Genomic DNA, 22,524 nt, shown 5'->3' with positions numbered 1-22,524 from the left:
CACCCTAGTTGGGGTCCTGGCCGTCGTCAGCCGGATGGGTCACCGCTCACTCGATGGAATGGCTTTGGGGAAAGGTGGATGACGCAGAACACGGACCGGGCCCCGAATCCGGAGAGGGATTCGGGGCCCGGGGGGTTCATCGCTCACCGCCTCTCGGGGGCGGTGGCCCGGCTGCCGCGGTCGCCGGCGCCCGGCAGGGCTCAGGCCCGGACGTCGGCCTCCGCGGCCTTCGCCGCGATGTCCGTACGGTGCTGGGAGCCGTCGAGGCGGATGCGGTCCACCGCCGCGTACGCCCGCCGGCGCGCCTCGACGAGGTCCGCACCGGTCGCCGTGACGGACAGCACACGGCCGCCCGCGCTCACCACCGCGTCGCCCTCGCGCCGGGTGCCCGCGTGCAGGACGTACGCGTGCGGGGCGTCCTCGGCCGCCACCTCGTCGAGGCCGGTGATCGGGTCGCCGGTGCGCGGGGTGTCCGGGTAGTTGTGCGAGGCCACGACCACGGTGACGGCCGCGTCGTCGCTCCAGCGCAGGGGTTCGACATCGGCGAGGGTGCCGTTCGCCGCGGCCAGCAGGACTCTGGCGAGCGGGGTCTTCAGCCGGGCGAGGACGACCTGGGTCTCCGGGTCGCCGAAGCGGGCGTTGAACTCGATGACCCGCACACCGCGCGAGGTGATCGCCAGACCCGCGTAGAGCAGACCGGAGAACGGGGTGCCGCGGCGGCGCATCTCGTCGACCGTGGGCTGCAGAACGGTCCGCAGAACGTCGTCCACCAGCTTCGGATCGGCCCACGGAAGCGGCGAGTACGCACCCATGCCGCCGGTGTTCGGTCCCTCGTCGCCGTCCAGGGCGCGCTTGAAGTCCTGCGCGGGCTGGAGCGGGACGACCGTCTCGCCGTCGGTGACGGCGAACAGGGACACCTCGGGGCCGTCCAGGAACTCCTCGATGACGACGCGCTCGCAGCGGGCCGCGTGCGCCCGGGCGGCGTCGAGATCGGCGGTGACGACGACGCCCTTGCCGGCGGCGAGGCCGTCGTCCTTCACGACGTACGGGGCACCGAAGGCGTCGAGCGCCTCCTCGACCTCGTCGGCGCTCGTACAGACGTACGAACGCGCGGTGGGGACCCCCGCCTCCGCCATCACGTCCTTGGCGAACGCCTTGGAGCCCTCCAGCTCCGCGGCCTCCTTGGAGGGGCCGAAGACGGGGATCCCGGCCCGGCGCACGGCGTCCGCGACGCCCGCGACGAGTGGGGCCTCCGGGCCCACGACGACGAGCTCGGCGCCGAGTTCCGTGGCGAGCCCGGCCACGGCGTCACCGTCGAGGGCGTCGATCCGGTGCAGCTGGGCCACCTCGGCGATGCCGGCGTTGCCTGGGGCGCAGTGCAGCGCGGTGACGTCGGGGTCGAGGGAGAGGGAACGGCACAGGGCGTGTTCGCGGGCACCGCTGCCGATGACGAGGACCTTCACGGGGTCAGCCTAACGGGCGCGGGGCCATGCCCTTGTGGGGGCTGCCGAAGGGAGGCGGGAGGCAGGTTTGTGGCTTTATCCGAACCACCACCCGTCGGCGGACTCACCCGTCACTCGTTGGAGAACTCCTCCACGACGGTGGCGCCCAGCTCCCGGACGATCAGGTCATGGCCCGAGAGGGCCGACTCGTCCAGGTCGGGGTCGTCGTCCTCCGGCATGTCGTCCTCGGGAGCGACCGGCTGCCTCGCCGGGGCGGGAGGCGCCGCGGGGGCCGGGGCGGAGGCGGGACCGGCCGGTGCCGGGGAAGGGGCCGCCGCCGCGGCCGGACGCGCTGCCGGTGCGGACTGCTGGGGTGCGGGGCGGGGCGCGGCCGGTGCCCCGGTGCCGTAGCCGGCACCACCGCCGGAGTTGAAGCCGCCGCCGAAGCCGGAGCCCCCGGAGGGCGGCGGGGCCGAGCCGCCCGACGGGTCGACGATCGCCTCGATCTTCCACTGCACGTTGAACTGCTCGGCGAGGGCGCCTCGCAGCACGTCCTCGCTGCCGCTGCTCAGGAAGTTGTCGCGCGCGCCCGCGTTCACGAAGCCGAGTTGCAGCGTCGTGCCGTCGAAGCCCGCCACCTGCGCGTTCTGGCTCAGCAGGATCCAGGTGAAGCGGCGGCGGTTCTTCACCGCCTCCAGGATGTTGGGCCACAGCGTGCGGGGGTCGAGGCCGCCGGGAGCCGGGGCGGGGGCGGCGGCCGGAGCAGCGGACGCGGGACCCGCCGACGGCATGGGCGCGGCCGGGCCCTGGCCCCCGCCCGAGGGCGTCGCCGTGGGCCATCCGCCGGGCCGTCGGCCGCCGCCGGCCGCGCTCGCGGGGGGCCAGGCGCCGGGAGCGGCGGCGACCGGAGCCTGCGGCTGAGCGGCGGCCGGAGGCTGGGCCGAGGCGGCGGGGGGCGCCTCCTGGGGTGCGGGCGGCGAGGCCGCGGCGGGCGTCGCCCCGCCGTCGTGGCCACCGGGGCCCCCGGCCCCGTACGCGCCCGCGCCGGACGCCGGCGCACCGCCGGGCCCGGCGCCCCCGCCGCGCACCGCGGCCCGAGCCGCCGCGGCACCGCCGCCGGGCGGAACGGGCGCCGCGTGCTGCGGCACCGGTCCCCCGGGCGGAACGGGCGCCGCGTGCTGCGGCACCGGTCCCCCGGCCGGCACGTCGTGCGCCCCGGGTCCCGGGACATAGCCCATGGCGGGGCCGGCCCCGCCGGAGAAGTCGACGCCCCGCTCCAACCGGTCGAGGCGTGCCATGACGGACCGCTCGTCCCCGTACGCGGCGGGCAGCAGCACGCGCGCGCAGATCAGTTCGAGCTGGAGCCGGGGCGAGGTCGCGCCCCGCATCTCGGTCAGCCCCTCGTTGACGAGGTCGGCGGCACGGCTCAGCTCTGCCGGGCCGAACACGCCCGCCTGGGCCTGCATCCGCTCCAGTACGTCGGTCGGGGCGTCGATGAGTCCCTTCTCGACGGCGTCTGGCACGGCGGCGATGATCACCAGGTCGCGCAGCCGCTCCAGCAGGTCGGCGACGAACCGGCGGGGGTCGTTGCCCCCTTCGATGACCCGGTCCACGACCTCGAAGGCGGCGGCACCGTCCCCGGAGGCGAAGGCCTCGACGACGGAGTCGAGGAGCGAGCCGTCCGTGTACCCGAGCAGGGACGTGGCCATGGCGTACGTCACACCGTCGACACCCGCGCCCGCCAGCAGCTGGTCCATGACGGACATGGAGTCACGTACGGACCCCGCGCCCGCGCGCACGACGAGCGGCAGGACCCCGTCCTCGACGGGGATGGCCTCCTTCTGGCACACCTCGCCCAGGTAGTTCCGCAGGGTCGCGGGCGGCACGAGCCGGAAGGGGTAGTGGTGGGTGCGCGAGCGGATGGTCCCGATGACCTTCTCCGGCTCGGTGGTCGCGAAGATGAACTTGAGGTGCTCGGGCGGCTCCTCGACGACCTTCAGCAGCGCGTTGAAACCGGCCGACGTGACCATGTGGGCCTCGTCGATGATGTAGATCTTGTACCGGCTGCTCGCGGGTCCGAAGAAGGCCTTCTCGCGCAGGTCACGGGCGTCGTCCACACCACCGTGCGACGCGGCGTCGATCTCGATGACGTCGATGGACCCCGGTCCGTTCCGCGCCAGGTCACGGCAGGACTGGCACTCGCCGCAGGGGGTCGGTGTGGGGCCCTTCTCGCAGTTCAGGCAGCGCGCCAGGATGCGGGCACTGGTCGTCTTGCCGCAGCCGCGGGGCCCGCTGAACAGGTACGCGTGATTGACCCGGTTGTTCCGCAGCGCCTGCTGCAGCGGGTCAGTGACATGCTCCTGCCCGATGACCTCGGCGAAGGACTCCGGGCGATAGCGGCGGTACAGCGCGAGAGACGACACGCTTACGAGGTTATAGGCGCCCACCGACAACCCGCCCCGCCCCGAGCCGCTCCCCCCGCGAGGACCGTCCGGCCCCCGAGGAAGACCCGGCCCCCGCTGCCGGTGAATGCGACCTCGCTACCCGGAAACAGAGAAGACCCCTCACGCACCCGCCAGAGCCGACCTACCCTTGCTGCCTTCCGGCCCTGGGGGAGTTCAGTCAGATAGCGCCGCGTGAGGGGCTGAGCCCCAGCCTACCCGATCGCCGGGGCCCCGAACGAGTTCGCTAGCACTCCCTCGCGTCATGTAATGTTTCCGGCGGAGGATTCGCCTAGAGGCCTAGGGCGCACGCTTGGAAAGCGTGTTGGGGGCAACCCCTCACGAGTTCGAATCTCGTATCCTCCGCCAGTGCCTCACCGGGCACGATGTCGAAGGGCCCCACCGCTTGCGGTGGGGCCCTTCGACGTTGTCCTCAGACCTCGTCGTCCTGGTTTTTGTCCACAGCGGGTTCCGGGGGTCCCCAGATGGCTTCGGCGACCTCCCGGGCGACGTCCTTGAGCATGGCGTCCGGCACCTGCGGGTACCGCGCCCGCATGCCCGCGGAGGTGCCCGGCCCGTTTCCCACCCCATGACCTGATCGATGCCCCGGTCCGGGACACCGGGCAGCATGAGCACGGTGGGCCGTATGGCGGGCGTCGTGCAGCCGGGTGTTCCGACCCCCGCTTCTTCCAGCAACTGCTTCCACTCGTGACAGTCCGTGTTCGGGCTCTGCGGGCCACCCAGGGGCTTGGTGACGACGTAGTCCGACTCGACCCACGGATCGCCGGCCGCCTTGTGCTCGCGCTCCTGGGTCTCGGCGTGTGCACGGAGCAGGCCGCGTCGAGCTGCGCGCACAGATCGTCCTTCGGCGCCCTGCGCAGGTCACCGCTCATGCCCTCGATGATCCGCACGAACATCCGCCCACCCGGTGGACTTGCCCGCCCCTGCGGCCCGGTGAGGAACGGTGCGGGGACGGGCACGGAGGGTCCGAGGCAGCCGACGAGCCAGGCGATGGCCAGGCATTCCGTCTCGGCGCCCGGCAAGTTGCACAGTCGGAGCAGGAGGTCGAAGGCGAGGCGTGGGGGCCGCCCTTGGCGTGGCCAGGACTTCCGGTTGATCAGGAGGGTCGTGGGCTACGGGAGCGCGTGGACGCGGCATACGGCGGGTGGCATGATCCCGGTGCCGTCGGGCGCGGGTCCGCCGTGCGGGGAGGGAGCATGAGGTTCTACGTCGCCATACCGGCTGTTCTGCTGGCGTTGCTCTTCGCCGCCTCCGGCACAGCGGGGATCACGTGCTCGAGGACAGCACCAGCTAGCAACGGATGGGGAGCCGTCAGGGGAGCTTCCGCATCGCGCGCAGCCCAACCCAGTAAGCGAGGGGCGCAACCGCGAGGCTGACGATCGAAGCAGCTGTGTGCGCGTGCTCCTGGGTCAGCTGCTTCGTCGTTTCAAGAGCTCACCAGATGGTTGTACCGAGGCAGAAAACCCGCAGGTCACACCAGACGCGACCCAACCTCGCCCCTGAAGCGATGATTGCTCGCCCGGCCGCCGTACCGTCGGCTTCAACCGGAGCAAGGCGGCTCGCCTATCCGGCGAAGAAGGGCAGCAACGCGAAACCGGCTCCCACCACCAGGCCGACCACGGGGAACTGCCAGCCGGTCCATCCCCCAAAGAGCCGAACCTTCTCGGGACGTCCCGAGGGATAGCAGAGTTCCACCTTCGAGCCCGGGGTGCCCGGGCCGGACAGGCGTACCCGCTTCTCGTGCGGCACGCCGGTGCCCGGCTCCCGGAAGCGCACGAGCCCCATCCATATGGTCGACGACGTGCCGTCGCCGGCCGGCGAACGCTCTCTGTGACTCATGAGCAGCGCCCCCGTGACGCGCGTCCCGCGCTGGGCCCGGATCTGCTGGACGGTGCTGCGGAGAGCCGAGACCCAGACGCAGGCGCCTGTCGCCACCGAGATCCACAGCCCGTAGTTCCCGCTCATCCGCGCCTCCCGGCTCCTTGCCCACCCGCACTTCGGCGCAGGTCAAGCTATGACACGGCTTCCAGGCAAGCAGCAGCAACAGGGGCGCCGAGTGGGCGGTGCCGCTGTGCGCCCGTCCGCAGGTGCAATCTGCCCTGATGTGCGACCTCGTTACGACCGAAACGAGGTCGCCGGACTTTTCGGCTCCGTAAGAAGTCCGGAAGGCCCGCCACGTCACGCACGTGCCCAACTTGCCTGAACAGCCCGCTGATATCCGTCAGACAAGTGCGCTCGCGGGAGTCCGAATTCGGCAGGCACTCCACATACGCCGATGACCTGGAGTTTCCCCCAGGTCACCGTCTTTTTTCAAGAGAACGTACGGCTCAGGGCACGTACGACCGCGTGTTGCCGGCCCACAGTGCGCCGCCCTTACCGGGTCCGCCGGTGCTCGAGTAGACGACGAAGTTGCCGTCGCTCTGCAGCAGGGCGTACGCGCCGGTGTGGCCGTTGGTGTGGGTGGACCAGAGCGCACTGCCGGTGCTCGGGTAGACGACGAGGTTGCCGTCGGTCTGCATATAGGCGTAGGCACCGGAGTGGCCGGAGCTGTGACTGGACCAGATCGCCTTGCCGTCGTGCTTGCGGTAGATCACGAAGTTGCCGTCCGGCTGCATCACCAGGCGGGTGTACTGGGTCTGGGCCCACCAGCCGCCGTGGAGCTTCTGGCCCGAGCCGATCTTCGTCGACCGCGCGTAGGTGCCGTCCGACCACAGCGAGCCGCCGGCGCTGGGCCCGCCGCCGGCGCCGTAGACCACCATGTTGCCGTCGTCCTGCACCAGGAAGTAGGCGCCGGTGTGGCCGTTGGTGTGGGTGGACCAGAGCGCACTGCCGGTGCTCGAGTAGACGACGAGGTTGCCGTCGGTCTGCATATAGGCGTAGGCACCGGAGTGGCCGGAGGTGTGGCTGGACCAGATCGCCGGGCCGCTGCCGCTCGTACCGTTCGTCTTGAGGTAGGCGACCAGGTTGCCGTCGCTGCCCATCGTGAGCGTGATGTTCGCGCTGCTCAGGCGGTGGCCGGAGGTGAGCTTCCGGCCGGGCTGCAGCAAGTTGACCGTGCTGGCGCCGCCGGTGAAGGCGGTGGTGCCGTTGGGCGTGCCGAGGCCGGTGGGGCCGTCGTAGCCCTTGCCGGCGGTGCACAGGTAGCTCGTCGAGCAGGTGCCGTCGTTGCCCGTGGTGACGTCGTTCAGCGCCGACCCGTGCCCGTACGGGTAGGAGGACGGGTAGCTGTTCGCGGTCGGGGTGCCCGCGAGCGCGTAGGTGGCCGCGATGAGCGGCGAGGAGGCGCTGGTGCCGCCGTAGACGTCCCAGCCGGAGGCGCCGTAGGTGTCGTAGACGGCGACGCCGGTGGCCGGGTCGGCGACCGCGGAGACGTCGGCGACGGTGCGCTTGCCGCAGCCGGTGTCGGACTGCCAGGTGGGCTTCGCCTCGTCGGCGGAGCATCCGGATCCGGTGCCCTCGGTCGAGTTGGTGGACCACACCGACTCGCTCCAGCCGCGGGTGTTGCTCGCGCGGCTGAGGGAGGTGCCGCCGACCGCGGTGACGTAGGGGGAGGAGGCCGGGTACTCGACGCCGTAGCCGCTGTCTCCCGCGCTGACCGTGATGGCGACGCCGGGGTGGTTGAAGTACTGGACGTCGGCGGTGGTCTCGGTCGGGTCCTCGGTGCCGCCGAAAGAGTTGGAGACGTACTTCGCGCCGAGGGCGACTGCCTTGTTCTCGGCCGTGCCGATGTCGGTCATGCTCGTGGAGGAGGCCTCGACGAGCGTGATGTGGCACTGCGGGCAGACGGCGCTGACCATGTCGAGGTCGAGAGAGATCTCGCCGGCCCAGCCGGAGTCCGCGCTCGGGTAGGTGGTGCCGCCGGTCTGGTTCACCTTCTTGAAGCAGCCGTTGGCCGTGGTGCAGGCGGGAAGGTTGTACTGGGACCGGTAGGCGGCGAGGTCGGACTCGGCGTTGGGGTCGTCCATGGCGTCGACGATCGCGACGGTGCGGCCCGAACCGGCGGTGGCGGACGGCAGGTTGTAGGCGCTCTGCAGGTCCGAGGGGCCGTAACCGGACGGGGTGGTGTGCGGGCTGACGGTCAGATGCTGGACGACGTCGGTACGGGCCTCGGCGAGGCACGCCACGTGGCCCGGCGCGGTGGCGTGGGCGCACAGGTGTTTGACATGGGGCGCCCCGGTGGCCGACGGTGCGGCGGACGCGGTGGCCGTGAGCCATCCGGTCGATATGAGTGCCGTGGTGGACAGCAGGGCGGCGGTGGATGCCGCCCGACGTCTCCTCGAGAGCAAGGAAATGCCCTTCTTGTGGTGGTCGCGCTGGGGGACCGGATGGTCTGCCCATGACAGTCGGATGCCGCTGATCGATGTCGATGCGAGATCCGCAGATGGGGGCGGAGGAACGCTAGCCACACCGCCGGCCACGAACAACGCGGAACAGGTAAATCCTTGATCAGAGTTGCGTACGCAGCCGACCGGGGCCCGCGCGCGCACCTGGACAGGATCAAGCACCCAGCCGGTCGCCACCGCGTCGGTCTCCCTCTCGTTCACCGCCGTTCGCGGACGTTCGGACAACACCGAAGGCTCCGACCGGCGAGCGGTCGGGGCCTTAGGTGTTGTCGGGGTTCAGGATCTCGTGGAGTCCGACGAGGGCGGGCGGGGGCGCCGAAGCCGGGTTCCGAGAGGTCGAACCAATTGCCCTCCGGGTCCATGGCCCGGTACTCGGCGAAGGGGCGATCGGTGAGGCGCTCGGCCGGTCTCGGGGTGCCGGCCGCCCTCAGGGTCTCGGAGGTGGCGGCCCTGTCCTCGATGGGGAAGCCGAAGTGGTTCATGCCGACCGGGGTCTCACCGTCGAGCCGGTGCTTGCGGTTCGCCCGGCCGGGCCCTTGAACGTGCTCCGTCCCACCGGCGGTCCATCGGGCGGGGCCAGGACGGCTCCGCCCGCCGCCGGGCTTCCTCAGGTGCTCTGCGCTGCCGCCTTCCGGCGCCGCAGGATCACGGTGACCGGCAGGAGCGCGCCGCCCAGGACCAGTCCGGTCGCCCCTCCGTAGAAGGCCATGGATCGGCCGGCGACGACGGCGTGCGCCCGGCCCGGCCGTCCGTGGCCGGTGTGGCGCGGGAACGTGATGCGGGCGCGGTAGGTCTCCTCGTACAGGCCGCTCTTGAGGTGGAGGGTGGCCTTCCAGGGGCCGTTCGCCACCTGGTCGGTCACCACCACCGTCACCGGCTCGGACTGGCCGGGCGCGAGGGTGGTGCCGAGTTCGACCGGGTAGGGGCCGGCGTTGATGCTGCCTCTCACCGCGGTCAGGTTCAGGAATCCACTCAGGTCCAGAGCGCGGCCGCCGGTGTTGTGGACCTGAGCCCTGACGATCGCCCGGCCGGCCCGGTCGCGTTCGCCGGTCATCGTGTCGACCCGGAATCTGGTCGCCGGTGGATTGTGACCGCCCACGCAGAGATACACCCGGATGCCGGCGCGGTTGACCAGGGTGACACCGGGGCCGTGCCCTCCGGACACCTGGGCCCAGACGACGCCGTATCGCTCGCCGGGGGCCGCGTCCCTGGGCACGTGGATCGTCACGGACGTACGGGCCGTTGAGTGGGCCGGCACCCGGAGCCACTTCTTGCCCAGTGACATCCAGGAGGTCAGTTCGTTTCCTCGTCTTCCGAACGTGCCGATGAACGAACCGTGCTTGATCGTCGCGGAGCTGGGATACATCATCACGCCCGCCGGTCTGTCGGAGGTGTTCGCCACCTCCACTCGCCGGCGGATGGTGGTGCCCGGGCGCAGGTTGTCGATGATGTACTGACGTGCGCGTGTGTCGTTGACCAGGGAAGCGGGAACGTCGACGAGCCGTACGGAGAAGCTGCCTTGACCGCCGGGACCCCCCGCCGCCGCGACACGGGGTGACGCGATCGCGGACGGAGGGCCACCGAGGGTCCCGGCGAGCGCCATCAGGCACAGCGCTCCGGCCGGAATGTACTTGTGCACAGAAGAGACCTCGGATTGCGTTACGTCACGCCACGGAATGCGTGATGGTCGAGGTGTACGTGCCCGCGAGCGAGTTCGCGGGAACCGTGATCGAGATCGTCGGGTTCCAGGTGGCCGAGTTGGTGCCGGTGACCGCGGTGGCGGTCTGCACGGGGCCCGGCGGATACATGGGGCTGAGGTCCGACGGGGTCACCGTGGCGGTGCCGATCACGCTCGCCTGAGGAGCGTGGTAGGTACTGGAGTTCGGCGCGGAGACCGAGATGGTGGTGTTGTTGGGACCCGTGAAGTCCACGGCCTGGGCCGTGACGGTCCAGCCGGCGGTGCCACCGCGCTGGTCCGTCACGGAGACGTTGCCCAGTTGGTTGCTGACCGTCTGCGGGGTGGAGCTGACGATGGTGGAACCGAGGTCGACCGGTCCCGCCGGCACCGTGATGCCGAGGCCGCCGCCGGTCACTTCCAGCGTCACGGGGGTGTCTGCGGCGGAGGCCGATGTGGGGCAGACCAGAACTGCGAGGGAGGACAGCATCACCGACAAGGGAATGCCACGACGCATTCTCTTTTTCCTCTCGGGGTGGGAGACGCAAGCAGCGTCTCGCTGCATGATCACTGGCATAGTGAGGGCCTGCGCCACCGTCTGCAGTTGTTCCCCGACCCGACACGACCGCATCTAGCCGATTCGGATCAATATACGCACCGGCCGAGGGCTCCGGCCTCGCGGCCGACAAGGGTCCGCGTCAGTGGAGATGGCGGCGCACCCGCAGGTCGGACGGGCCGTGCCGGGGAAGGACGCGCCCCGCCGGCGCGGCACACGGACCGACTTTCGCCGCCACTCCCCGGCGAGCCGTCAGTCCTCGTCGAAGCCGCGGAAGGTCCCCGATCCGTCAGCCGCGTCGGCGAATTCGGCGAAGTCCATGTTGGCGAGGCTGAGGTTCGCCGACACGTCGAAGAACCACTGGGCGGGGACCCTGAACGTCCGTCCGGGTTCGTCCGCCAGGTCCACGGCCAGCAGCGGACACGACGGATCCGCCATGGTGGCCGCGTCCGCCAGGAAGACGTAGAAGATCCGCTCGTCCTCCGCTGTCGCGGCCTCCTCGTCCAGCAGCGCCTGGACGCTCACCTCGGCGAAACGAGGGTCGTCGACGTATGTGGCAAGGGAATGGTCGTCCGCGACGTCGAGGGCGGCTCGAACCGCGTCCCAGGATCCGTCGTCACCGAAATCGGTGCGCAGAACCAGCGAGGTCAGATCATCGGGTTCAGGCAGAGACATGGCGGTGATCCTGCCACCCGCCTACGACAACGGCCGCCGGCCTGCTCCTTCCCGCCCCAGGGTGCGCAACTCCGCCCAGGCGGCCGGCGTCCGTCCGCGCTCCTGCCAGTACGGATGGAAGAGCACCGCGGTCGACAGCCGGTACAGGCGCCGGCGCAGCTCGGTCCGGCCGGGCCGTTCGGCGAGCCGGCGGTAGGTGGTGCTCCACTCCTGCTGGGCCTGGACGAGGTCCTCGGGAAACCGTCGCATGCACAGATTCAATCATGTGTTCGATTTCCACGACAGCCGGAGCCCGCCGCAGAGCCCGGCTGCCGGAGCCCACCGCAGAGCCGGCTGCCGGACATAGCGGCGACCGACACGGGTCATGAACGGACAAATAGCAGTATTTCTCCGGGCCCGAGTGTGCTGGAGGATGTCGGAGTCCCTTTGCAACGAGCCCGGCGTCCACCCCGAGACGGGCCTGCCGTACTCCAGCCGCCATCTGGTGGACTGTCCGCGCGACGGCGCCCGCCGGTTCGGGTGGGAGCGGCGCAACCCCGTCCCCGGGGCCCGGCGCGACGGAAGCCGGCTGATCGGGGCCGGGGTGGCCGCCTCGTCCTACCCCTCGTGGCGCTTCCCGGGAAGCGCCACGACGATCCGGGCCGCTCCCGACGGGCGCTACACGGCGCTGATCGCCGCCGCCGACATCGGCACCGGCATTCTGAACGGCGCTCACCCAGATCGCCGCGGACACCCTCGTCGTCGCCGTCGACGACGTGGAACTGCGGATCGGGGACCCGCCCTCCACGTCGCCGTCGACAACGTGGAGCTGCGGATCGGGGACATGGTGCCGCCGCGTCGGCGAGGTCGGCCTCGTCGGCACCGCCGCGACCATCGCCAACGCCGTGCACCAAGCGACCGGCATCCGCGTCCGGGACCTGCCGATCACCCTGGACAAGCTGCTGGACTAGGGCGTGTCGTCAAGCTCGCGCCGTCGCCCGGAGGGCGCCCTGCGGCGTCAGGCGCGTGCTCCGGGAGTGCCCCCTGCTCGAAGAGCTCGGGGGAGTGCCGGGCGCCGGCCGCCCGCGGAGGCGGCGCGCGGGCACGGGCCGTCTCCGTGGCGTTTCGGCGCGGCCCAACCCGCGCCGGGACAGGGCGACTTCACGCCCGGACCGACAGCGGCGGCCGCGCCCCGGACCGGTCCGCCGGCCCGGATGCCCGAAGCGCCGGGAACGCTGGTTGATGGGACGTTTCGACATAGTGGGTCCTTGTTCGCCCTGCGGTGTTATGAAGGGAACATGGAGTTTTCCGGCGGTGTCGGAGCCCGTCGTGTCTGCTGAACGCCGGCCGCGCACCGGTCGCCGCTGCCTGCTCAGCCTGCGCAGCGTGGCCGGGCAGGTCTTCCTCGTCCAGCTCGTGATCGTGGTCCTGCTGGTCGCGGCCGCGGTGGCGGCCGTGGTACTGCAGTCGGCCCGGGACGCCCTGGACGAGGGCAAGCGGGAGTCGGTCGTGGCGGCGCAGACGTTCGCGAACTCTCCCGGTGTGGTCAAGGCGTTCCGCAGCCCTGACCCGTCCAAGGAGTTGCAGCCGAAGGCCGAGGACGTACGGAAGAAGTCCGGCGTGGACTTCTTGGTGGCCCTGAGCACCACGGGGATCCGGTACACCTACCCGTACCCGCAGGAGATCGGGAAGAAGTTCGTCGGCACCATCGAGCCCGCACTGCACGGCCACATCGTCGTCGAACAGGTCGGCGGGCCGCCGCTGCCCGCGGGAAAGGGGACCGCAGTACAGGCGGTGGTCCCGGTCACCGACCCGCACGGGACGGTCGTGGGCCTCGTCTCGGCCGGGATCACGGTCAAGAACGTGTCCATGCTGTGGATGCCGCAGCTGCCGCTCATCGCGGGCGCGGGCGCGGGCGCGTTCGTGGTGGCCACGGCCGGGGCCATGCTGGTGGCCCGGCGGCTGCGGCGGCAGACCCGCGGCCTGGGCCCGGAGGAGCTCGCCCGGTTGTACGAGCACCATGACGCGGTCCTGCACTCCGTGCGAGAGGGGGTGCTGATCACCGATGCCGACGGGCGGCTGATGCTCGCCAACGACGAGGCACTGCGGCTGCTGGGCCTGCCGCCGAGCGCGAAGGGGCGCACCGTGCAGGAACTGGACCTGCCGGAGCCGCTCGCCGGGCTGCTCAGCTCACCGGGGCCGATCACCGACCAGGTGTACCAGGTGGGGGACCGGCTGCTGGCGGTGAACAAGCGGCCCACCGTCCCGAACACGGGACCCGACGGCAGCGTGGTGACCTTGCGAGACACCACCGAGCTGGCGGCGGTGACGGGCCGGGCCGAGGTGGCGCGGGAGCGGCTGACCCTGCTCTACGAGGCCGGTGTGCGGGTCGGGACGACCCTGGATGTGCGGCGTACCGCCGAGGAGCTGGCCGAGGTGGCGGTGCCCCAGTTCGCCGAGGCGGCCACGGTTGACCTGCTGGACTCGGTGCTGCGCGGATGGGAGCCGACGGCCGAGGGATGGCGGCATCTGCGGCGCGCGGCGATCGCCGGCGACGTCCGGATGATCCCGGTGTATCCGGTCGGCGAGCTGATCACCCTCGCTCCCGGGGGCCCGCAGATGAAGACGCTGCAGCAGGGGCGCGGGGTGCTGGAGCCGGACCTGCGGCAGGCGCCCGGCTGGCAGGCGCAGGATCCGGAGCGGGCCCGGAAGGCTCTGGAGTGCGGCCTGCGTTCGCTGCTCACCGTGCCGCTCCAGGCCCGGGGGGTGCCGCTGGGCGTGGCGAACTTCTACCGGATGGCGGGATCCCCGGCGTACGAGCCGGAGGACCTGTCCTTCGCGGAGGAGCTGGCCGCGCGGGCGGCGGTCGCCATCGACAACGCCCGCAGGTACACCCGCGAGCACAAGATGGCGGTGACGCTGCAGCGCAGCCTGCTGCCGCGTGGCCAGCCGGAGCAGGAAGCGCTCGATGTGGCCTGGCGGTATCTGCCGGCGGAAGGGCGGGGCGTGGGCGGGGACTGGTTCGACGTCATCCCGCTGTCGTGCGCGCGGGTGGCGCTGGTGATCGGGGACGTCGTCGGCCACGGGCTGCACGCGGCCGCGACGATGGGGCGGCTGCGCACCGCGGTGCACAACTTCTCCACGCTGGACCTCCCCGTGGACGAGGTGCTCGGGAACCTGGACGACCTGGTCGTGCGCATGGACAGCGAGGAGCGGCCCGACGGCGCCGCCGACGGTCACGAGGGGGAGGGGGTGACCGGGGCGACCTGCCTCTACGCGATCTACGACCCGGTGACGGGGGCGTGCACGATGGCCCGTGCCGGGCATCCCGGCCCGCTGCTGGTCTCCCCGGAGGGGGTCGTCAGCACTCTCGAGGTGCCGGCCTCGGCCCCACTGGGACTGGGCGGCTACCCCTTCGAGACCGTGCAGCTGAAGCTGGCCGAGGGCTCGCAGCTGGTGCTCTACACCGACGGTCTGGTGGAGAACCGCGACCGTGACATCGACACCGGGCTGGCCGAGCTGCGCCGGGCCCTGGAGGGGGCCGTGGGGCCCAATCCGGAGGAGGCCTGCCAGGTGCTGATCAACAGGCTGAAGCCGGACCACCCCTCCGACGACATCGCCCTGCTGGTGGCGCGCACCCGGCTGTTCCCGCCCTCGCGCGTGGCCGAGTGGGACGTGCCCTCGGACCCGGCGGTGGTGCCCTCGGTGCGGGCGCAGTGCCGGGACAGGCTGCGGGACTGGGGGCTGGAGGAGACCGCGTACACCACCGAGCTCATCCTCAGCGAGCTGGTCACCAACGCCATCCGGTACGGCGCCCCACCGATCCAGGCGCGGCTGCTGTACGGGCGCTCGCTGATCTGCGAGGTCGCGGACTGCACCAGCACCTCGCCGCGTCTGCGGCGGGCGGCGACCACGGACGAGGGCGGGCGCGGGCTGTTCCTCGTGGCGCAGTTCGCCCAGCGGTGGGGGACGCGGTACACCACCTGCGGCAAGGTCATCTGGGCGGAACAGAGCCTGCACGGCAGCGCGGCCTACGGCGTCGGCCAGCGACCGGTCGACGTGCTCCTGGAACAGTTCGACGACGTCACCCTGTGACGTCAGGACGGCACGGGGTGCCGGGACCCGGCCGGGCCCCCGCACCACCACCGTCTCTCCCTCCGGCCGGGTCAGCCCTTGTTGGAGCCCAGGGTCAGACCGCTCACGAACTGGCGCTGCAGCGCGAAGTACACGATCAGCGTCGGGATCGCGGTGAGCAGGGCGCCCGCGGCGACCAGGTTGGGGTCCGTGAAGTACTGGCCGGTCAGGTTGTTCAGGGCCGAGGTGATCGGCATCTTCTCGCCGGTCGAGATCAGGACCAGGGCCCAGAAGAAGTCGTTGTAGATCCAGATGGACAGCAGGGTCGCCAGGGCAGCCATCGCCGGTTTGCACAGCGGCAGCGTGATCTGCCAGTACAGCCGCCACACCGAGGCGCCGTCGACGAGCGCGGCCTCGGTCAGCTCGTGCGGCAGCGAGCGCATGTAGTTGCTCAGCACGAAGGCGCAGAAGCCGGACTGGAACGCCACATGGATGAGGACCAGGCCGAGCGCGGAGTCGTACAGCTTGCCGCTCGCCGTGATGCCCGGCAGGTCGGTGAGCAGGTACATCCGGTACAGCGGGGTGATGATGACCTGCTGCGGTAGCAGGTTGCCCGCCGTGAACACCAGCAGCAGCGCGAGGTTGAGCCGGAAGTCGAAGCGGGCGACGTAGAAGGCGACCATCGACGACAGGAACAGCGTCAGCAGCACGGCCGGCACCGCGATCAGCAGTGTGTTGCCGAAGTAGTGCAGCATGCCCGACTGCTGGTAGGCGTTGATGAAGTTGTCCAGGCTCAGCTTGTCCGGCCAGGACACATAGCCCTTGGCGCTGGTCTCGCTGTACGGGCGCAGGGCCGAGAAGACCGCCCACAGCAGCGGGGCGAGCCAGGCCAGGGCCGTGCCGGCGAGGAAGACATGCAGCAGGATGCGGGCGGGGCGGACGGGCGCGCGATTCGTCGGCGCCCCGGTCGCGAGGGTGGAGGCGCTCACGCTCGCCGCTCCTTCCGGAAGGTGGCCACCAGATACGGGATGATCACGGCGAGCGAGATCACCAGCAGGACGACGGCGATCGCCGACCCGTAACCGATACGGCTGGACTCACCGATGATGTTGTTGGTCACGAGGATCGACAGCAGCTCGGTGCCCTGGGCACCCTTGTTGAAGACGAAGACCAGGTCGAAGGCGCGCAGGGACTCGATGATGGTGACGACCAGCACGACGGTGTTGGTCGGGCGCAGCGTGGGGAAGATGACGCTCTTGAACGTCTGCCACTCGTCGGCGCCGTCCAGGGCCGCGGCCTCGCGCAGCGAGGGGTCCACGCTCTTCAGGCCGGCCAGATACAGGATCATCATGTAGCCGGTGTGCCGCCAGGACGCGGCGATGAGGACGGCCCACAGATTGAGGCTGGGGTTGCCGATCCAGTCGATGTAGTGGCCCGGCTTGTTGGCGCCGATGATGCTGTTGATCAGGCCGGTGTCCGGGTTGTAGACGAGCTGCCAGACGAAGCCGATGCACGCCATCGAGATGACGACCGGCAGGAAGTACGCGGTCTGGTAGACCCTGCTGAACCGGATCTTCTTGTCCAGTTGCACGGCCAGGAACAGGCCGAACGGCGTCGGGATCAGGATCAGCACCACGAACCAGACGACGTTGTGCTGGACGGCCGGCCAGAACTGCGGGTTGTCGGTGAAGAGCTGCTTGAAGTTGTCCAGGCCCACCCACTGGATCGAGTCGAACCCGATGCCGTCCCAGGTGGTGAAGGCGAGCGCGATGGAGGCGAGGGCGGTGACCCAGACGAGGGCCACGTGCAGGACCGTGGGCACGCCCGCCATCAGGGCGAGCGTGATCCGGTCTCGGCGGGTCAGCAGGCGACGGTGCCCCCGCGTGACCGCCTTCTTCTTGGATGCGGCGCCCGGAGGCGGCTCGGGGGCCGCCTCCGGGGACTTCGTGGTCGTGTCGGTGCTCATGCGGACGCGAAGATCGTCTTCTTCTGGCGCTCGATCGAGGACAGCTGGCTGTCGACGCCCTTGGGGTCCTGGATGAACTTCTGCAGCGCGGGCTGCATCACCGTGGAGGTGAAGTCCGGGCGGCTGTCGCGGTCCATGAACTGGGTGAGGCTCTTGGCGCTGCTGATCATCTCGAACGCCTTCTTCTGCAGCACGCTGTACGAGGAGGTGTCGGCCTTGGAGGAGGCGGCCACCACGCTGGGGTCGGTCTTGAGGTAGGTCTCCTCGGCGTCCGGGGAGCCCAGGTACTCCAGCAGCTTCACGACGCCCGCGTGGTTCTTCGGGGCCTTGCTGACCATGAAGCCGTCGGTGGGCGCCTCGACGGTGTCCTGACCGTAGGCAGGGTTGATCTCCGGGAAGGCGAAGAAGTCGAGGTCGTCCAGGTCCGCCTTGTTGGTGAACTGCTGGGCCACGAAGCTGCCCAGGAGGTACATGCCGGCCTTCTTCGACACCAGCGTCTGCGCGGCGTCCTGCCAGGTGCGGCCCATGGCGCCGTCCTGGTGGTAGGGCAGGATCTCGGTCCAGTGGTCGAAGACGGCCTTGACCTTGGCGTCGGTCCAGGACGCCTTGCCCGCCATCAGCTGGACGTGGAAGTCGTAGCCGTTCAGGCGGAAGTTGATCTGGTCGAAGGTGCCCATCGCCGGCCAGGCGTCCTTGTCGCCGAAGGCGATCGGGACCAGTCCGTCCTTCTTCATCTGCTTGCACAGGGCCACGAACTGGTCCCAGGTGGTGGGGACCTGGTAGCCGTGCTGCTGGAAGACGCTCTTGCGGTAGAAGATCGCCCACGGGTACGTGGTCAGCGGCACGAAGTAGTACTTGCCGTCCTCGCCCTTGCTGAGCTTCTTCATCGCGTCGGGGAAGTTGCCCCCGATCTTCTGCCACACGTCGTCGATCGGCGTGGCGAGCTTCTTGGCCGCGAAGAACTGCATGCGGTACCCGGCGAACCAGTTGAACACGTCGTCAGGCGTGCCCTGCAGATACGAGTTGATCTGCTCCTGGAAGGTGTTGTGGTCCTTCGTGTTCACGTCGACCGTGAGGCCCGACTGCTTCTTGAAGGCCGCGTAGACCTCCGTGAAAGCCTTCTTCGGCACGGCGTCGGACGCGTTGGAGCCGAGGGTGACGGTCTTCGGGTCGGAGGACGTACCGCTGCCGCCGCAGGCGCTGAGCAGGGGTATACCGGCTCCGGCGAGGACGGCGGCACCACCGATGCCGCGCAGCAGGGAGCGGCGGCTCGGGCTCGGGAGGGAGGGACCGGACGGAGTGTGCTGCATGACGGCTCCTGGGGGCAGGGTCGGTCACGGCTGGCCCCTGTGAGCGGGTCAGAATCAATCAGAAACCAACTTGACCGAACATCGTGGGCGTCATCCCACTCGCATGTCCGGGTATGCGTCAAGAGGCCCCCACGGCCGTTTTGGAAACGTAATCGACACGACCTTGATCACTCCTGCTAACAACCAGGCAGCGGAGAACCGGTATCGGGGTGCCCGCTGTCGGGTGTTCGACGGGTCGTCACCCATGGTCAGACGCGGGGTCGGAGCCCGGGAACCAAACAGGTCCGCCCACCGCAGGAGGGTGACGGAACATCATGTTCCGCCCGCTGCTCCCGCTAACCGATCGTCACCGTCCTCGACACGGTCACCTGGTCGATGTCGCTGGTGCGGATGGTCGCCTTCATGGTCCAGGCGCCCCGCAGCGGCAGGTTCAGCACGTCCGCGGCCCAGTAGCCGCCCCGGTCGGTGAGCCCGGCGTCCAGAGGGCCGAGGTTGCGCGCCTTGAACGTGAAGGTCAGCCGCAGTTCCGGAACGGTGGCGATACCGCCGTCCGGGCCGTAGACGACCGCCTGGACGGCGTTCTCGCCCGCCCGGGCAGGCGTCAGCTCGATCTGCACCTTGCCGTGCCCGCCCGCCGCTCCCACGTCGAAGGGGAGCTCCACGGTGGAGCCGAGGGACTCCTCCGCCGCGGCCGTCGAGGTCGCCGCCTCCGTCGCCGCCCGGCCCGGCTGGGTGCCGCTGAGCAGCGTCGAGAGCACCAGCACCACGATCCCGATGGTGACCTCCGCCAGCACCGAGCGGCGCAGCGCGCGCCGCTGGGGTCCCGGATCGGGCGGGCCGTCCTGCCCGTGCCCGGCACCGCTGCGCACGGGCTCCGGGTCCGGGTCCGGGCCCGGGTCCGGATGCTCGCCGTCCGCACCCAGGTCCGTCTCCACGCCGCCCCCGTCCGCGTCCCGATCCGCGGCTACGGCCTCGGTTCCGCCGCCCGCGGGCACGGCGCCCGGCGTCCCGTCCCGGCCCGTGCTCGGCGTCCCGTGACCGTCCTCGTGCGGCGCCTCCGGCCGGCCCGGCCCGCCCCCGGCCGCCACCGGTTCCCGTGCCCGCTCCGGCACCGGCACCCTGGCCGCGGGTATCGCGAGCCGTGCCGTCCAGCGGCGCGAGTACGCCGCCGCCGTCAGCAGGAGCACCACCGCGACCAGCTTGGCCGTCAGCAACCTGCCGTAGACCGTGGAGGTGAGCGCGTCGAGAGAGCCGAGGCCGCGCCAGGACTGGTAGACACCGGTGGCGACCAGGACGGCGACCGCGGCGAAGGCCAGCCGGGAGAACCGGGCGACCGCGTGCGCCGGGAGTTCCTCCGGCGCCCGGTACAGCATCGTGAGCAGGGCCGCGAGACCGCCCAGCCACACCGCCATCGCCAGCAGGTGCAGCACCGCCGAGGTCATCGCCACCGGCACCTGGATCCCGGCGGAGGCGTGCTCGGACACCGCCCAGGTGAGGGTCAGCGCGATCGACAGCACGCTCACGATCGCGAACCGCAGTCGGCCGCGCGGCGCCGCCCCCGACCGGCCGACGACCACCGCCGCCAGCCCCAGCACCACCAGCCGCGCGAGCAGCGCGAGGCCCGGGCGGCTCGTCCCCGTCTCCCGCAGGACCGAGGGGTCGAAGACCGCCGCCGGGCCGCTGCCCCGCTCGTACGGGCCGCGGAGCAGCAGCAGCGCGCAGGTGGCGCCCAGCAGCGTCCACCAGCCGCCCACGAGCAGGCCGCGGGCCCCGTTCATCCCGGTCGCCATCGCGAACACGGTGATGCCGAGCACCAGGGCCAGTCCCCCGTAGGCGACGTACCGGGCGATGTCGTAGAGCGCGGCGGAGGCGGCGTCCTGGGCCTCGTCGCCCGTGACGACGGCGGTCGTCACGGAGGGCTTGCCCACGGAGAACGTGAGGGCGCCGTTCACCGGGTGGCTGTCGGCCGACACCACCCGCCACGCCACGATGTAGGTGCCGTCGGGCAGGTGCGGGAGCGTGACCCGCGCGGTGTCCGAGCGGCCGTCCGCGTGCTCCGGACTGCCCGTGTGCACCCGGCGGTTGCCCGGGTCCAGGACGCGGATGGAGTTGTCCAGCAGGCCGACCGACTCGGAGAAGGTGAGGGTCACCGCCTTCGGTGCCGTCTTCAGCACGGTGCCGTCCGCCGGATCGGTGCCCTTCAGCGCGGCGTGCGCGGACGCGGAACCGCCTCCCGCGAGCAGGACCAGGGGAACGACGACCAGCACAAGGGCCAGGCGCCGAAGCCCCCTGTGCCGCCCGCCCGCCCCCGGGCTCCTCCCCCGCACGCGTGCTGCGCCCACGTCATGTCTCCCGTATCCGCCGTTCCCGGGTCCTGTTACGTACGGACGCGGTGTCCCCTGTGCTCAAGCCCGGGGCGATGCCGCACCTCCGTACGAGGGTTACGTCATCATGACCGGCGGCCGTGTCACCACGTGGGGCGGGCCGACACCCCGCCGTCCACCACCAGGTCGTGCCCGGTGATCCAGGACGCGAGCGGGGAGGCCAGGAACACACAGGCGTCACCGATGTCCTCCGGGCGTCCCAACCGGCCGGTGGGCGCGGCCCGTTGCCACCGCGCCACGCCCTCCGGCCAGGCCTCCGCCAGGTTCTCGCGGTCGATCAGGCCGGGCGAGACGGCGTTGACGCGGATACCGAGCGGGCCGTACTCCAGGGCCGCCGACCGGGCGTGCATGACGACGGCCGCCTTGGCGGCGCAGTAGTGGGCGTGCAGAGGCGCCGGGTATGTGGCCTCGATCGAGGCGATGTGGGTGACCGTGCCGCCGCCCGTCTCCCGCATGACCTCCACCGCCGCCTGGGTGCACGCGAACACGCTGGAGAGGTCGGTGTCGACCACGGCCCGCCACTCGGCGGCCGTCATCCCGGCCAGTTCCCGCGTCGGCTGCACACCCGCGTTGTTGACCAGCGCGGTGAGCCGGCCCGCGCCGAACTCGGCCGCCTCGCGCACCAGGCTTCGGCAGGCGTCCTCGTCGGTCAGATCGGCCCGCAGGACGACCGCCCGGCCTCCGGTGTCACGGATCCGCGCGGCCACCTCCCGAGCCGCCGTCACCGAGGTGCGGCAGTGCACCGCGACCGCCGCGCCCTCCTCGGCGAACCGCAGCGCGATCCCGCGTCCGATGCCGCCGCCCGCCCCGGTCACCAGGGCCGTCTGCCCCGCCAGCAGTCCGCTCACGGCCGGCACAGCTCCGCGATCCGGTCCGCCGCGCCCGGGTAGCGGGCGCTCAGCACGGCCGCGTCGCCGTGCTCGTAGCTCTCGTCCGTGAAGCCCGGCGCCATCGTGCAGCCGAAGAGCGTCCACGCCCCGCCCTCGGCGACCCGTCCGCCCATCCAAGTGCCGGCGGGCACGGTGAGCTGGATGTGCTGGCCGCGCAGGACGTCCGGCCCGAGGACGGCGGTGCGGACACCGCCGTCCGGGGCGAGGAACAGCAGCCGAAGCGGGTCGCCCAGGTAGAAGTGCCAGACCTCGTCGGCCGGGAGGCGGTGCAGCGCCGAGTAGTCCTCCGGTGCGGCGGTCAGCAGCGCGACGATCGCGGTGCCCTCCGGGCGCCCGTCGGGCCGCTCGGGCCCCGTCCAGGTCCGCCGGTACCGCCCGCCCTCACGCGGGATCGGTTCCAGGCCGTAGTGCGCGATGAGGTCATCAGGGGTCACGACAGGAAGGCTAGGGCCTGTTCGAAAGCAGCGTCGTCCGCCCGAAGGGCGGGACCCGCGGCGTCCGGTGCAGGGGGCACCTCCCAGCGGTACCCCGACAACGCGGCGAGGTGCCGTGCCAGGCGTCGCGAGCCAGACGGGACTTCGAAACACGACCTAGAAGGTCGATGAAGATCTTGGTGAGGGGTTGTCTGGTCGTGCGGCCGGATGGCCCCTACGGTCATGTGCCGGCCGGCGCGAGGTGCCAGGTGCCACTGGCGTAGGTGAGTCCGAGGTTGATCAGTCGGCGAAGGTTGAGGGCGGCGGTTCGGGTGTGGAGCCAGGTGTTGTTGCT

General features: G+C 71.1%; 16 protein-coding genes, 1 tRNA gene, 1 other RNA gene and 2 pseudogenes. 3 read left to right on the top strand and 17 right to left on the bottom strand.

The window, feature by feature from the left end; all coding sequences use genetic code 11:
• Positions 1 to 200: 200 nt before the first annotated feature.
• The 3 genes from purD to ffs all read right to left on the bottom strand — a co-directional run bounded on the left by purD (position 201) and on the right by ffs (position 4,091).
• On the bottom strand, positions 201 to 1,463 hold the full coding sequence (gene purD, locus ACFY2Z_RS34695) for a phosphoribosylamine--glycine ligase (protein WP_390747990.1): 1,263 nt from the start codon (positions 1,461 to 1,463) through the stop codon (positions 201 to 203).
• A gap of 110 nt (positions 1,464 to 1,573) precedes the next feature.
• Positions 1,574 to 3,865, bottom strand: coding sequence for a DNA polymerase III subunit gamma and tau (locus tag ACFY2Z_RS34690; protein WP_390747989.1), 2,292 nt, complete (start codon positions 3,863 to 3,865; stop codon positions 1,574 to 1,576).
• 129 nt (positions 3,866 to 3,994) lie between these two features.
• Positions 3,995 to 4,091: signal recognition particle sRNA small type (gene ffs, locus ACFY2Z_RS34685), an RNA gene on the bottom strand.
• Between the two features lie 73 nt (positions 4,092 to 4,164).
• Between ffs and ACFY2Z_RS34680 the strand changes: the two genes are divergently transcribed.
• Positions 4,165 to 4,252 (top strand) — tRNA-Ser (locus tag ACFY2Z_RS34680).
• Between the two features lie 64 nt (positions 4,253 to 4,316).
• Here the strand turns inward: ACFY2Z_RS34680 and ACFY2Z_RS34675 are convergent.
• The 8 genes and pseudogenes from ACFY2Z_RS34675 to ACFY2Z_RS34640 form a co-directional block, all read right to left on the bottom strand.
• A pseudogene (locus ACFY2Z_RS34675) lies at positions 4,317 to 4,717 on the bottom strand (tyrosine-type recombinase/integrase); the annotation flags it as partial.
• 23 nt (positions 4,718 to 4,740) lie between these two features.
• Positions 4,741 to 4,950, bottom strand: a pseudogene (locus ACFY2Z_RS34670) (ATP-binding protein); the annotation flags it as partial.
• Positions 4,951 to 5,467: 517 nt separating this feature from the next.
• A complete protein-coding gene (locus ACFY2Z_RS34665; RefSeq protein ID WP_390747988.1) occupies positions 5,468 to 5,869 on the bottom strand; it encodes a hypothetical protein in 402 nt (133 codons plus the stop codon).
• A gap of 362 nt (positions 5,870 to 6,231) precedes the next feature.
• On the bottom strand, positions 6,232 to 8,190 hold the full coding sequence (locus tag ACFY2Z_RS34660) for a hypothetical protein (RefSeq protein WP_390747987.1): 1,959 nt from the start codon (positions 8,188 to 8,190) through the stop codon (positions 6,232 to 6,234).
• 664 nt (positions 8,191 to 8,854) lie between these two features.
• On the bottom strand, positions 8,855 to 9,886 hold the full coding sequence (locus tag ACFY2Z_RS34655; protein ID WP_390747986.1) for a hypothetical protein: 1,032 nt from the start codon (positions 9,884 to 9,886) through the stop codon (positions 8,855 to 8,857).
• Positions 9,887 to 9,911: 25 nt separating this feature from the next.
• Positions 9,912 to 10,439 carry a WxL domain-containing protein gene (locus tag ACFY2Z_RS34650; protein WP_390747985.1) on the bottom strand — a complete coding sequence of 176 codons (528 nt, stop codon included), beginning with the start codon at positions 10,437 to 10,439 and terminating at the stop codon, positions 9,912 to 9,914.
• A 291-nt stretch (positions 10,440 to 10,730) separates the two neighbouring features.
• The gene (locus ACFY2Z_RS34645) at positions 10,731 to 11,153 is read right to left on the bottom strand and encodes a DUF6924 domain-containing protein (protein WP_390747984.1); all 423 of its coding nucleotides are present in this window, start codon (positions 11,151 to 11,153) and stop codon (positions 10,731 to 10,733) included.
• A gap of 21 nt (positions 11,154 to 11,174) precedes the next feature.
• Positions 11,175 to 11,402 carry a hypothetical protein gene (locus ACFY2Z_RS34640; protein WP_390747983.1) on the bottom strand — a complete coding sequence of 76 codons (228 nt, stop codon included), beginning with the start codon at positions 11,400 to 11,402 and terminating at the stop codon, positions 11,175 to 11,177.
• 506 nt (positions 11,403 to 11,908) lie between these two features.
• On the opposite strand from ACFY2Z_RS34640, the gene ACFY2Z_RS34635 reads away from it, so the two are divergent.
• Both ACFY2Z_RS34635 and ACFY2Z_RS34630 read left to right on the top strand, forming a co-directional pair.
• Positions 11,909 to 12,103 carry a hypothetical protein gene (locus ACFY2Z_RS34635; RefSeq protein WP_390747982.1) on the top strand — a complete coding sequence of 65 codons (195 nt, stop codon included), beginning with the start codon at positions 11,909 to 11,911 and terminating at the stop codon, positions 12,101 to 12,103.
• Positions 12,104 to 12,419: 316 nt separating this feature from the next.
• On the top strand, positions 12,420 to 15,227 hold the full coding sequence (locus tag ACFY2Z_RS34630; protein WP_390747981.1) for a SpoIIE family protein phosphatase: 2,808 nt from the start codon (positions 12,420 to 12,422) through the stop codon (positions 15,225 to 15,227).
• A gap of 71 nt (positions 15,228 to 15,298) precedes the next feature.
• Here ACFY2Z_RS34630 and ACFY2Z_RS34625 read toward each other — a convergent pair whose 3' ends face one another.
• The 6 genes from ACFY2Z_RS34625 to ACFY2Z_RS34600 form a co-directional block, all read right to left on the bottom strand.
• Entirely contained in the window at positions 15,299 to 16,195 is an 897-nt protein-coding gene (locus ACFY2Z_RS34625) for a carbohydrate ABC transporter permease (protein ID WP_390747980.1), read from the bottom strand.
• Positions 16,192 to 17,172: a carbohydrate ABC transporter permease gene (locus tag ACFY2Z_RS34620; protein WP_390747979.1), complete on the bottom strand. Its 981-nt coding sequence runs from the start codon at positions 17,170 to 17,172 to the stop codon at positions 16,192 to 16,194. The genes ACFY2Z_RS34625 and ACFY2Z_RS34620 overlap by 4 nt, the downstream gene beginning before the upstream one ends.
• Positions 17,169 to 18,482, bottom strand: coding sequence for an ABC transporter substrate-binding protein (locus tag ACFY2Z_RS34615; RefSeq protein WP_390747978.1), 1,314 nt, complete (start codon positions 18,480 to 18,482; stop codon positions 17,169 to 17,171). The genes ACFY2Z_RS34620 and ACFY2Z_RS34615 overlap by 4 nt, the downstream gene beginning before the upstream one ends.
• A gap of 335 nt (positions 18,483 to 18,817) precedes the next feature.
• A complete protein-coding gene (locus ACFY2Z_RS34610; protein WP_390747977.1) occupies positions 18,818 to 20,749 on the bottom strand; it encodes a copper resistance CopC/CopD family protein in 1,932 nt (643 codons plus the stop codon).
• Positions 20,750 to 20,949: 200 nt separating this feature from the next.
• Positions 20,950 to 21,723 carry an SDR family NAD(P)-dependent oxidoreductase gene (locus ACFY2Z_RS34605; protein ID WP_390747976.1) on the bottom strand — a complete coding sequence of 258 codons (774 nt, stop codon included), beginning with the start codon at positions 21,721 to 21,723 and terminating at the stop codon, positions 20,950 to 20,952.
• Positions 21,711 to 22,190 carry a cupin domain-containing protein gene (locus ACFY2Z_RS34600; protein ID WP_390747975.1) on the bottom strand — a complete coding sequence of 160 codons (480 nt, stop codon included), beginning with the start codon at positions 22,188 to 22,190 and terminating at the stop codon, positions 21,711 to 21,713. The genes ACFY2Z_RS34605 and ACFY2Z_RS34600 overlap by 13 nt, the downstream gene beginning before the upstream one ends.
• Positions 22,191 to 22,524: the final 334 nt, after the last annotated feature.

Source organism: Streptomyces sp. NPDC001222 (genome assembly GCF_042896945.1).
Classification (GTDB): Bacteria; Actinomycetota; Actinomycetes; order Streptomycetales; family Streptomycetaceae; genus Streptomyces; species Streptomyces gibsoniae.
The sequence above is the reverse complement of the archived record's forward strand: the minus strand, read 5'-3'. Positions and strand labels throughout refer to the sequence as shown.